The organism is Streptomyces botrytidirepellens (assembly GCF_003721215.1).
Classification (GTDB): domain Bacteria; phylum Actinomycetota; class Actinomycetes; order Streptomycetales; family Streptomycetaceae; genus Streptomyces; species Streptomyces himastatinicus.
In genome coordinates this window covers 1-10,856 of record NZ_RIBZ01000132.1, presented here as the reverse complement: position 1 = coordinate 10,856, position 10,856 = coordinate 1, and the positions used below count along the sequence as shown (strand labels likewise).

At 69.7% G+C, this 10,856-nt stretch carries 11 protein-coding genes and 1 pseudogene; 6 read left to right on the top strand and 6 right to left on the bottom strand.

Going from position 1 to position 10,856, the window contains the following annotated elements:
* Both EEJ42_RS10175 and EEJ42_RS10170 read left to right on the top strand, forming a co-directional pair.
* Positions 1 to 162 (top strand): CBS domain-containing protein (locus tag EEJ42_RS10175; protein ID WP_123099638.1); only part of this gene is annotated, 162 nt, incomplete at its 5' end.
* A gap of 194 nt (positions 163 to 356) precedes the next feature.
* Positions 357 to 752, top strand: coding sequence for a DUF2267 domain-containing protein (locus EEJ42_RS10170; RefSeq protein WP_123099637.1), 396 nt, complete (start codon positions 357 to 359; stop codon positions 750 to 752).
* Positions 753 to 1,241: 489 nt separating this feature from the next.
* On the opposite strand, the gene EEJ42_RS10165 is transcribed toward EEJ42_RS10170, so the two are convergent.
* Entirely contained in the window at positions 1,242 to 1,958 is a 717-nt protein-coding gene (locus tag EEJ42_RS10165; RefSeq protein WP_123099636.1) for a TetR/AcrR family transcriptional regulator, read from the bottom strand.
* A gap of 100 nt (positions 1,959 to 2,058) precedes the next feature.
* On the opposite strand from EEJ42_RS10165, the gene EEJ42_RS10160 reads away from it, so the two are divergent.
* A complete protein-coding gene (locus tag EEJ42_RS10160) occupies positions 2,059 to 3,252 on the top strand; it encodes an FAD-dependent monooxygenase (RefSeq protein WP_123099635.1) in 1,194 nt (397 codons plus the stop codon).
* 176 nt (positions 3,253 to 3,428) lie between these two features.
* On the opposite strand, the gene EEJ42_RS10155 is transcribed toward EEJ42_RS10160, so the two are convergent.
* From EEJ42_RS10155 to EEJ42_RS10140, 4 genes are all read right to left on the bottom strand, one after another.
* Positions 3,429 to 5,075 carry an amidase gene (locus EEJ42_RS10155; RefSeq protein WP_123099634.1) on the bottom strand — a complete coding sequence of 549 codons (1,647 nt, stop codon included), beginning with the start codon at positions 5,073 to 5,075 and terminating at the stop codon, positions 3,429 to 3,431.
* Positions 5,076 to 5,544: 469 nt separating this feature from the next.
* Positions 5,545 to 6,312 carry an SDR family NAD(P)-dependent oxidoreductase gene (locus tag EEJ42_RS10150; RefSeq protein ID WP_123099633.1) on the bottom strand — a complete coding sequence of 256 codons (768 nt, stop codon included), beginning with the start codon at positions 6,310 to 6,312 and terminating at the stop codon, positions 5,545 to 5,547.
* 149 nt (positions 6,313 to 6,461) lie between these two features.
* Positions 6,462 to 7,220, bottom strand: a complete 759-nt coding sequence (locus EEJ42_RS10145) for an SDR family NAD(P)-dependent oxidoreductase (protein ID WP_123099632.1) — start codon at positions 7,218 to 7,220, stop codon at positions 6,462 to 6,464.
* A 169-nt stretch (positions 7,221 to 7,389) separates the two neighbouring features.
* A complete protein-coding gene (locus EEJ42_RS10140; protein ID WP_123099631.1) occupies positions 7,390 to 7,656 on the bottom strand; it encodes an Atu4866 domain-containing protein in 267 nt (88 codons plus the stop codon).
* 139 nt (positions 7,657 to 7,795) lie between these two features.
* On the opposite strand from EEJ42_RS10140, the pseudogene EEJ42_RS10135 reads away from it, so the two are divergent.
* Both EEJ42_RS10135 and EEJ42_RS54855 read left to right on the top strand, forming a co-directional pair.
* A pseudogene (locus tag EEJ42_RS10135) lies at positions 7,796 to 8,392 on the top strand (helix-turn-helix transcriptional regulator); the annotation flags it as partial.
* 95 nt (positions 8,393 to 8,487) lie between these two features.
* The gene (locus tag EEJ42_RS54855) at positions 8,488 to 8,703 is read left to right on the top strand and encodes an MmyB family transcriptional regulator (protein ID WP_484422003.1); all 216 of its coding nucleotides are present in this window, start codon (positions 8,488 to 8,490) and stop codon (positions 8,701 to 8,703) included.
* Between the two features lie 140 nt (positions 8,704 to 8,843).
* Here EEJ42_RS54855 and EEJ42_RS52660 read toward each other — a convergent pair whose 3' ends face one another.
* Positions 8,844 to 9,074: a hypothetical protein gene (locus EEJ42_RS52660; protein WP_246096318.1), complete on the bottom strand. Its 231-nt coding sequence runs from the start codon at positions 9,072 to 9,074 to the stop codon at positions 8,844 to 8,846.
* On the opposite strand from EEJ42_RS52660, the gene EEJ42_RS10125 reads away from it, so the two are divergent.
* Positions 9,064 to 10,713, top strand: coding sequence for an ISL3 family transposase (locus EEJ42_RS10125; RefSeq protein ID WP_123099630.1), 1,650 nt, complete (start codon positions 9,064 to 9,066; stop codon positions 10,711 to 10,713). The two genes, EEJ42_RS52660 and EEJ42_RS10125, sit on opposite strands and share 11 nt — an antisense overlap.
* The last annotated feature ends 143 nt before the right edge of the window (positions 10,714 to 10,856 follow it).

Below are 10,856 nucleotides of genomic sequence, written 5' to 3'. Positions count from 1 at the left end.
ACCGACCGAGCGGTGCAGCTGATGCGGGAGCGGGCCATGCGCCGACTGCCCGTCGTCGAAGAGAACCGGCCGGTGGGCATCGTTTCCCTGGGCGATCTCGCCCTTGAGCGTGACCCCGACTCCGCGCTCAGCGACATCAGCGCCGCCGAACCCAACCAGTAGCCACCTGGCCCCTGCCGCCGGGCAGGGGCACCCCGGCATCGCCGGCCACGCAGATCGCCGGCCCGTCTCCTGGCGCGGCCCCCGAGGCCGCGCCAGGAGGGCAAACCGCCGGAGGGCAACGCCTCCGTTGTCCCAGCGGTCACGCCAAGGACACCGGCGATAGCACCGGGCCCGGGAAATCAGGAGGAACGATTGTGCGCACACAGTGGGACGCCTTCTTGGCAGCGGTCGAGGAGCGAGGCGAATACCCATCACGGCAGGAGGCCGAGCGGTCATCACGCGTTGTCCTCGCTCTGCTGGGAGCTCACCTGGTGGGCGACGTACGAGCGGAACTCGCCGCCCGGCTCCCGGAGACCGTCGCACTGGTACTGCTCAACCCCCTCCAAGCGCATGAACCACTCTCCCCCGAGCGGTTCATCCGCGCGACAGCGGCATGGATCGAAGGAGCCACCGAGAAGACCGCGACGTGGGATGTCAGCGCCGTGCTCAGCGTCGTGGCCGACCTCGCCGGCGACGACCTGACGAACCAGATTCTGCTCCAGCTTCCCCGCGGCTACGACCTGCTGTTCGGCCGGCCACAACCCATCTGACCGCACGAGACGCACACGGTCGCGCGGCGACGCGATAGCCGGAACGGTGGACGGCGGCGCAAACAGGCCTCGCCCGCCTCCTCGAACGCGCCCTGCGAACCACCCACTACGAAGCCATCCCCCTCCTGCTCGCCAACAGATCCCCCACCGACCACCACGACGCCGGGACCGCCCACCTCGAAGCGATCCTGGCTACCTTGGCCGACCGTCGGACACACCGCCCCGGTCACCGAACCGTGCAACGCATCACCGGACAGCCACCCCGCACGTTCGCCCAATGAGCCGCTGACCATGTGGGCGCTTTCGGTAACCGATGGCCAGGAGAAACGCGCTGTCGCGTCTCGTTCGGTGCTCGGCCTTCGGCCGGGGCGTCTGAGGTAGCCGGTCGTTCGTCGAGGGCAAGGCGCGGCACCTGGCCGGCGGTGACCGGCTCCTGTCAACGTGCGGCGATGAGCAGGGCAGGCCGGCCGACTGTGATGCACATATCGGTCAGCGTGTGCGCTTGTCGATGAGTGCGGCCAAGCCGTCCAGGATGCGCTGCAGGCCGAACTCCCATGCCTGATCCTGCCCGTCGGACTGGGCTGTTGACGCGAGGGCCCTGGTGAGCGCGGGGAATCGCTCGCCGTGTGTCCGCATCAGATCGCCAAGGATGCTGCCGAGCTGGGCCTCGGGGTTGCCCGCGGGGCCTGCTGCGCGGCCTTGCTGGGTGATGCCGCGCACGTGACCCACCAGCAGGACAGCCGCGTCCATCCGCTCGGCACCGCTCAGCCCCGTGCCGTCCAGGGCCGAGATGGCGTGCTCCAGCCAGGACAGCTCTCCAGGTCCCGGGATCCGTGGCCCGATGGTGGCGTCCAGCGCCCAGGGGTGCTGGCGAAACACGGTGAGCAGTTGGCCGGCCCATTCCTCCAACTGCTCTCGCCAGCCACCGCGTCCCGCCTTCGCCGCCGGGTAAGGGCCGATCGCGGCGTCCACCATCAAAGCGACCAACTCCGCCTTGCCTGGCACATACCGGTACAGCGCCATCTTGGTCACGCCCAGTTGGGCGGCGACCCGCTGCATGGACACCTCGGCCAACCCCTCCGAGTCGGCGATCTCGATCCCGGCCCGCGCGATGCGGTCCAGATCGAATTTTGGTCGGGGACCCCGCGCGGGCTTGGGGCGCGGACCCCACAGCAGCCGCACCAGCTCGGCGTGCTCGCCACCCATGTCTGCCACCCCTCCTGCCCGGCCTTGCCAACCCAACTGTGTCTACGGTACACAGTAATTATTAGTGTCCGATGGACACAGTTTTGAAGGGGAGGAACCCGTGAACAGGAACGTCCTCATCTCCGGCGCGAGTATCGCCGGTCCGGCGCTGGCCTACTGGCTGGGACGCCACGGCTTCAGGCCCACGGTCGTCGAACTGGCCCCGGCCTTGCGCAAGAGTGGTCAGGCCGTCGACTTCCGTGGCGAAACACACCTGACCGTGTTGGAGCGCATGGGCCTGATTCCCCAACTACGCCTTGTCCAGACCGGAGGCAGCCCGGTGCGCTTCGTCGACGAACTCGGCCGGACACTGCTTCATCTGCCGGCCGAGTTCGCCGGCGGCGAGATAGAGGTGCTCCGCGGAGACCTGGCCAGAGTGCTGTACGAACACAGCCTCCCCCACACCGAGTACATCTTCGGCGACTCGATCACCAGCCTCACGGAGACCTCATCCGGTGTGCGGGTCGACTTCCAACGCGGAGCGCCGCGCGACTTCGACCTGGTCATCGGCGCGGACGGGTTGCACTCCAACGTCCGCCGCCTCGCCTTCGGCCCGGAGGAGCGCTATGTGAGCCACCTCGGCTACTACGCCGCCACCTGGCAGCTGCCCAACGACCTGGGCCTGGGAAAGGGCTCGATCGGGTACAACGTCCCGGGTCGGTTTACCTCCGTCGGTGCCGACCACCGGGACCCGGCGCAGGCAGGGGCGTTCTTTGTATTCGCCGCGCCTGAGCTGGCGTACGACCGCCACGATCCCGAACAGCAGAAGCGTCTGATCGACAAGGCGTTCTCCGGCCTCGGCTGGGAGGTTCCCCGCCTGCTCAGCACGCTGGACCAGGCCCCTGACCTGTACTTCGACTCGATCAGCCGGGCGGACGTAAACACCTGGTCGACGGGGCGAGTGTGCCTCGTCGGTGACGCCGCCTGCGGGGCCACCATCGGTGGCATGGGCACGGGAACCGCGGTCGTCGCCGCCTACGTGCTGGCCGGCGAGCTCGCGCGAGCCCAGGGCGACCATCGGATGGCCTTCACCCGGTACGAGAGCAGGCTCCGGAAGTACGCCAGGGGGTGCCAGGCAGGCGGCAACCGCACCGGGAAGTTCCTCGCGCCCGGCACCGTCGCCGGCATACGGTTCCGCAACACCGTGTTGTCTCGTCCTTTGTTCCTGAACGGAATGCTCAGGCTGGGGGAGAAAGTCAGCAGCACCGTGGCCCTGCCCGACTATCCAGCCGACCCCAGCCGCGTCAGCTGCTGATCGGCTACCTTGGCGATACCTTGGGACGTGGCGCGTTGAGGTGGGACATCAGTTCGCGGTCGGCCGCCCGGGCGGCGTCGAGGTCGCCTCCACTTCAGGCGGTTCGCGGCCCTTGACGGCTGCCGCCGAACCCGATGCGGGAGGCCGCGGACCACGCCGCCGGTCGTCGATCCGGGTCAGAAGCCGACATCGGCTTGTCGGTAGGTCGGCGGTCGACGGACGCGGCTGGCCTGCTCGTAGGCGTGGGCAAGGCGAAGCAGGGTCGGCTCGCTCCACGCCGTAGCCATGAAGGTCAGGCCGACTGGCAGGCCGAACGCGAAGCCGGCCGGGACGCTGATCGCGGGGTACCCGGCGAGTGCGGCCGGTGTCGAAGCGCCGCCGCCGTAGCTGTCCCCGCGGATCAGGTCGATCTTGGCCGGCGGGCCGGTAGTCGGCATCACCAGTGCGTCCAGGCGGAACCGGCGCAGCACCGCGTCGATGCCTTCGGTGCGTGAGAGCCGGTGGTTGGTGGCCAGGGCCTGACGGTACTCGCGTTCGGTGTAGTCCAGTTGCTGGACCGCTTCCAGCCCGTCCTGCCGCACGTAGCGAAGCTCGCGGTCGGCGTGCGTGCGATTGAACGCGATCAGCTCCGCCAGGCTGCGCGGGTGGTCGCCGGGGGCGTCGGCCAGATAGTTGTTCAGCGCGCGCTTGATTTCGTATACCTGGACGACCGTCGAGCTGGGGAGGTCTTCAAGCTGCTCGGCTGTCGGGATGTCGGCCGGGTCGACCACCGTCGCCCCGGCCTCGCGCAGTGTCGCGATCGCCCGCTCCACGATCTCGTCGGCGTGGTGGCTGTAGCCGAAGTACACCGCTCGCGGCACGCCGATGCGCGCCCCGCGCAGCCCGTCGGTATCCAGGAAGCGGGTGTAGTCGCGGTGGAATCGGCCGCGGCTCGCCCCGGTCGACGGATCGCGGTCGTCGATCCCGACGAGGGTGCCGAGCAGGATCGCGGCGTCGCGGACCGTGCGCGCGATCGGACCGACGCTGTCCTGGCTCGGCACACCGGGGATCACGCCGCCGCGCCCGACCAGGCCGACGGTCGGCTTCACCCCGACGACGCAGTTCGCCGAGGCCGGGTCGATGATCGAGCCGTTGGTCTCGGTGCCGATTCCGGCGACGCACAGGTTGGCCGCGACGGCGACCGCGGTGCCGGAGCTGGACTCGTTCGGTGACCGGTCCAGCTTGTACGGGTTCCGGGTCTGCCCACCGCGGGCGCTCCAGCCCGCGTGGTGGGTGAGCGACATCCCGCCGGCCCACTCACTCAGATTGGTCTTGCCGAGGATGACGGCGCCGGCCGCGCGCAGCCTGGCGGCGACCGTGGCGTCCGCCGACGGCCGCAGGCCCCGCAGGGCGAGCGATCCGGCCGTGGTGTGCATGCGGTCCGCAGTCTCCACCAGGTCCTTCAGCAGGACGGGCATACCGTGCAGCGGTCTGCCACGGTCTCCCTCGGCGTCCAGGCGCCGGGCCTCGCTCAGCGCGTCGGGATTGACCTCGATCACCGCTCGCAGGAGCGGGTCGATGTGTTCGATGCGCTCCAGGTAGTGGCGGGTGAGCCGTTCGGCGTCGAGTCGTCCTTCGGCCATCCGCCGGCGAAGCTCGGTGATGCCCAGCTCGTCCAGTCCTGTGGGCGTGGCCGCGGGGTGGGCCGCGGCGTGGGCCTTGGCCGCGGCTTGGGCCTTGGCCGCGGCTTGGGCTTGGGCGGGGGCCGCGCCAAGCCATGGTGCTGCTGCCGCGGTGGTGCCGAGCGTGAGCACGGTGCGGCGTGAGGTGTCGATCCGGTCCATGGGTGCGGCTCCAGCGGTGAGATGGGTACTTGCACGCTAGAAGCGCGGCCGCGGTTTCCCGCTCCGGCAGACTCCCGGATCTGTGGTGGAAACAGCCCCCCCCCACGGCACCGGGGGTCAGCCGGAATGTCACGCGCTCGTCGAGTGCGCCGGATGCCGTCCTGGACGACGTGGACCTCGGGGTCTGTTGGCCTCCAGAGTTTCGTCGTCCTGCCTCCGCCTTGCCGCGCGCGGTACGGGGCCCAGGTCCGTCGGTGGGCTGGGGAGTGCTTCGGGCTGCGGGGCTCGGACCCAGCCGTGGAGGTGCTCCGCCTCGATCCAGCCGCCCAGCGCCCCCGAACAGCATGCGCCACCCGGCGCCACCCCTCGTCAGGCCATGCGTCGACGCAAGGTGGGACCGGGACTGCGGCGACGCCTTGCCTCCCCCGGAACCGTGGCAGAATCCGAGCGACTTAAGAAGCGGACTGAGCTAGACCGCGGTGAAACCGCCGTCAGCGGCGACCACGGCTCCTGTGATGAAGCTGGAGCGTGGTGAGGCAAGGAAGCACAGGACCTCGGCGATCTCTTCGGGCTGTGCCACTCGGCCCAGAGGTTGCGCGTTGGCGAAGGACGCCAGGTACGCACGGCTGTCGGAGCGGATCGTGTCGAGGAAATCGGTCTCGATGACGCCTGCGGCAACGATGTTGGCGCGGATGCCCAGTGGCCCGCCCTCGACGGCGAGCACCTTGGTCAGCTGGGCCAGAGCGCCCTTCGACGCGCTGTAGGCGGCGCCTTCGGGCAGGGCGACGGTGCAGGTGTAGGAGCCGGTGCTGACGATGGCTCCGCCGCCGCGGGCCTTCATGGCCCGGAAGGCTTCGCGGGTGCAGAAGAAGGCGCCGCGGGCGTTGACTGCCATCACGGCGTCCCAGTCCTCGGCGGTGGTTTCGGTGACGGGCTTGTTCAGGCTGCGTCCGGCGTTGTTCACCAGGATGTCCAGTCCTCCGAAGGCGTCCACGGCTGACTGCACCGCTCGGGCGGCGGTCTCTTCCTGCGTGATGTCGCCACTCATCGCGAGGACGCCGGGAAACTCGTCCGGCAGAGTCTTGATGTCCGGGCGTAGGTCGACGGCGACGACGCGGGCGCCGCGGGCGTGGAGGAGCGCCACCGTATCCTTGCCCACGCCGCGCGCGGCCCCGGTGACGAGGGCGACCTTTCCGGTGAACTCGGCGGCTTCGGCTGACGGAGGTGCAGGTGTCATGGTGCGTTCCCTGGAGAAGGTGAGTGCAGGCGCCGGTGCGGGGCACCTGGATTGCTGTGCGGTGGCGCGGCGACCGGGCCAGGTGGGCGGAGCCGTTGACGCGCTCACGGGGGCGCGGCGGCGTTGTGGACGTCGCACGGCCGAGCTGCTCAGTGCGCGGTGAGCCCGCCGTCGACCACAAGCTCCGAGCCGGTGACGAACGAGGAGTCGTCGCAGGCGAGGAAGAGGATTGCGGGGGCGATCTCGTCGGCGCGGCCGGGTCGGCGCATGGGGGTGCGTTGGATGTCCGGCTGCTGGTCGCCCTGGTCGTCCAAGAGTTCCTGAATCATCGGCGTGGCAATCACCCCGGGATGCACCGAGTTGATCCGCACTCCCTCCCGGGCGTACTCGACCGCGGCGGTCTTGCTCAACAGGCGCACCGCGCCCTTGGACGCTTGGTAAGCCGCGGCCGCGCCGCTTCCCACCAGGCCGAGCACCGACGAGGTATTGATCACCGACGCGTTGCCGCTCGCGCGCAGGAGCGGCATCGCCGCCTTCATGCCGAGCCATGTGCCTTTCTGGTTCACGTCGATGACGCGGTCCCAAGCCTCCTCCCGCGTTTCCTCGATACCCGGCCAGTCCAGGATGCCGGCGAGGTTCACGAGCACGTCCAGCGTTCCGAACCGGTCGCGTACGACGGTGATCGCTTCGTCCCACTCCCGCGCGGAGGAGACATCGAGGCGGGCGGCGACGACCTCCACGCCGCGTGCCTCGATCCGGTGGGCCAAGGCCCGCAGGGGACCTTCGGCGACGTCGGTGATCACTATCCGGGCACCTTCTCGGGCGAAGAGTTCGGCGGTCGCTGTGCCGAGGCCGCCGGTCGCGCCAGTGATCAGCGCGACCTTGCCGTCAAGTCGTTGTCCTGTCATGAAAATGGTCCTTGATTCTCGTTGATGCTGACTGCTGCGTCGGGACTCTTTGTCCGCCGGTGTCGGTCACCCCGCGCTGAAACCGCCGTCGGCGACCAGGGGCGGGCCGCCGCCCCGGCGATCCCGCTGCTCGCCCCGGCGACCAGGACGACCTTGGCGGCGGCCTCTCTTACGGCGCCTTCTGCTCCCGGTAGAGCACGAGGTGCTCGTGGTAGAGCACTCCGTTCCGGATGTCGCCCGTCGCGGTGAACCCGGTGTCGTCGATGTAGTCCAGGTGGCTGCCGGTCACCGTGTACCGGCCCGTGTACGCGCTGCGCCGCTCGCCGCGGGCTTCGTCGTAGCGGCCGTCCGGCAGCAGCTCCTGGCGGATATGACCGTCCGCGGTCACCCACATCCCGACCACGTCGACGTGGTCGCTCTCAGCGGTCCGTGACATGGCGGACTCCTCTCCCCGGTTGGTGCGGTCCTTCCCGTTCCACCGACTCTGGGCAGGTCAGCGGCCATCAACCAGGACGCGTGCTGCCTGGGTGCGGCACACCCGGGCAGCACACCGGGCTGCCGCCTAGCCTGAACACATGGATGACAACCACCTCGGAGACTTCCTGCGCACACGCCGCGCCGACTTGCGGCCGGAGGACGTCGGCATGGCGAGCTACGGGGCCCGCAGAGTCGCCGGCCTGCGCCGCGAGGAGGTCGCCGTCCTGGCCGGAGTGAACGCCGACTACTACGCCCGCTTGGAACAAGGGCGCGAGCGCCACCCCTCACCCCAGGTACTCGAAGCGCTCAGCCGCGCGCTGCGCCTCGACGCGGATGCCCGCGCGCACCTGTACCGGCTGGCCGGGGCCATACCGGGCGACCGGCCTGACGTACACTCCGCCGAGCGGGTCAGTCCCGCGCTGCGCCAGCTGATGGACGGCTACCCGAACACGCCGGCGTTCGTCATGAGCCGGACCCTGGACCTCCTCGCCGCCAATGCCCTGGCCGACGCCCTCTACGCCCCGTTCGAGCCGGCGGACAACCTGGCCCGCATGACCTTCCTCGACCCCGCGAGCCGTCACTTCTACGCGGACTGGAATCGGGCGGCCCAGGCGACCGTCGCCAATCTGCGTCAGGCGGCCGGCTTCGACCCGGACAACCCACGGCTGCGCGAACTCGTCCGCACCCTTACCGAGCACAGCACGGACTTCACCCGCCTCTGGAACGCCCACACCGTGCGCGGCAAGACCCAGGANGCACGGACTTCACCCGCCTCTGGAACGCCCACACCGTGCGCGGCAAGACCCAGGACGCCAAGCAATTCCTCCACCCGGACGTCGGCACCCTCACCCTCACCTACCAGGCCTTCGACGTACGCGACGCACCCGGCCAGCAGCTCGTCATCTACCACGCCGAACCAGGCAGCCCCAGTGCCCAGGCCCTCAGTCTCCTCGGCTCCATCCACGCCACCGGGCGCCAGGCCGAACCCTGGCCCCACCACTACTGAGCCGACGCACATCTGAGCTTGTATATCGCGGGCGCGGGCGCGCGGCCGTGTCGAGTCTCCGACGCCCGCTGCTGCGCGGTTGCCGTACCCGCGCGGCACGCGCCGTCCTCTACCCGAGCGTGAGCATCGCCTCGGCGACCTCAACCGACCGTCGCATCGGGGATCGCAGTGGCGGTCTCCTTGAGGACGAGCAGCCGCGCCCCGGGCATCTCGCGCGCGATCGCCTCGCCGTTGCCGACGGGGAAGAACCGGTCGCTGCGGCCGTGATGGCGATTCCTGAAAACGGCTCTGTCCGCAGTTCCGTGAATCCCCAGGTCAGGGGCGGGAACGGGGGATCGTTTCAGCAGGGTGTTCCCTTCTATGGCGAGCAAGACGGTCGAGGATGTGCTGTTTCCCGGGATCGATGTGCGAGTGGAGCGCGTCAGCGACTCCTCCGGCGGCCTGGTGGTGGAGGCGATGTCCACCGGTCGCCCGGGCCGGTGCCCGGACTGCCGGAAGCAGGCGCAACGCGTGCACAGCTCGTATCAACGCTCCTTGGATGAGCGGCCGTTGGGCTCCCGCCGGGTCGTGGTCCGGCTCCGGGTACGCCGGTACTTCTGCGACCGCAGGAGCTGTTCCCGCAGGCCGTTCGTCGAGCAGGTCGGCGGGCTGACCGAGCGGCATCGCCGCTCCAGCGTCGGGCTGACGGGCTTGCTGCGCTCGGCCGCGGTCGAGCTGGGCGGCCGACCGGCCGCGCGGCTGTGCCACCGGCTGCGACTGGCCGCGGGCCGAACCCGGCTTCTGCGACGGCTCAAGGCGCCGGCGGTGCCGGACCGCGCCCCGCGGGTGCTGGGGGTGGACGAGTTCGCCTTCCGCAAGGGCTGCACCTACGGCACCGTGCTGGTCGACGTCGAAGCCGGCCGGGTCGTGGACGTGCTGCCCGACCGCACCTCGGAGACGTTCGCGGCCTGGCTGGCCGAGCATCCCGGCGCCGAGATCATCTGCCGCGACCGGGCCACCGCCTACACCAAGGCGGTCAAGGAAGCCGCCCCGGACGCCCTCGAAGTTGCCGATCGCTGGCACCTGTTGCAGAACCTGTCCGCCGCGGTGGAGAAGACCTGCCACCAGCATCGCAACTGCCTGCGCAAAAACACCGAGCAGGAGACGGAAACGGAGGTGCCGGAGCCGCCACCGATGCTGTTACCGCCCGCCGAGCTGCCCCGCACCCAGATCATCGAACGGACCCGCCACCGCTACGAGGACATCCACCGGCTGCTGGAGAAGGGCTGGACGATCAGTGCCATCGCCCGCAGGCTGAACCTCGATCGCAGGACCGCGCGCCGCTTCCGCGACACTGACCTCGACCAGATGCTGGTCTCCGCCCGCGACCGACGGCCCAACGGCGTCCTGGAACCCTTCAAGGCATACCTCAACGCCCTCCTCACCGAAGCACAAGGCCAGGTCAGCGGCACCCGCCTCTTCCTGGAGATCCGTGAACGCGGCTACCTCGGCAGCCGCCAGGTCGTCCGCAAGCACCTCGCCGCCCTGCGCGCGGGCACCGCCGAACCGGTCCGGGCCGACATTCCCAGCCCGCAGAAGATCACCTCATGGATCATGTGTCCGCGCGACACGCTCACCGACAGCCAGGAGGAGCGGCTGCTTCAGGTTCGGCTCGCCTGCCCAGACATCACCCGCGCCTGCGACCTCGCCCGCGCGTTCGCCGATCTGGTGCGTCACCAGCGCGGACACCTGCTCCAGCAGTGGATCCCCCAGGCCGAGCAGGACGCGCCGAAACCGATGAGCGGATTCGCCGGCTTCCTCCGCCGGGACCTCGACGCCGTCACCGCCGGCCTCACCCTCCCCTGGAGTTCCGGAGCCGTCGAAGGACACGTCAACCGCGTGAAAACGCTCAAGCGAGCCATGTATGGACGGGCCTCATTCGAACTACTCCGAACCCACATCCTCACCCAGCTAACAGCGGCCACTTCGAATCCCCCACGTACGGCCACTTACCGAGGCAGCCGTGAGTAACTACCCCGGCGTGGGCACCTGGCGCGCATTTCCTCCGTCTTGGCGCTCACCGCCATCGGGCCTAGATGAATGAGTCCGATGTCTGGGCTGGCCGCGACCATGGCGAAGGGCGTCCGTTGGCCTGAGTGTGACTTCTGGCTTGG

Excerpts from the sequence above, each read along its gene's own strand:
- EEJ42_RS10165 (WP_123099636.1), bottom strand. The coding sequence starts at position 1,958 with ATGGGTGGCGAGCACGCCGAGCTGGTGCGGCTGCTGTGGGGTCCGCGC.
- EEJ42_RS10155 (WP_123099634.1), bottom strand. The coding sequence starts at position 5,075 with ATGGACCGGATCGACACCTCACGCCGCACCGTGCTCACGCTCGGCACC.
- EEJ42_RS10150 (WP_123099633.1), bottom strand. The coding sequence starts at position 6,312 with ATGACACCTGCACCTCCGTCAGCCGAAGCCGCCGAGTTCACCGGAAAG.
- EEJ42_RS10145 (WP_123099632.1), bottom strand. The coding sequence starts at position 7,220 with ATGACAGGACAACGACTTGACGGCAAGGTCGCGCTGATCACTGGCGCG.
- EEJ42_RS10140 (WP_123099631.1), bottom strand. The coding sequence starts at position 7,656 with ATGTCACGGACCGCTGAGAGCGACCACGTCGACGTGGTCGGGATGTGG.
- EEJ42_RS10125 (WP_123099630.1), top strand. The coding sequence starts at position 9,064 with ATGGCGAGCAAGACGGTCGAGGATGTGCTGTTTCCCGGGATCGATGTG.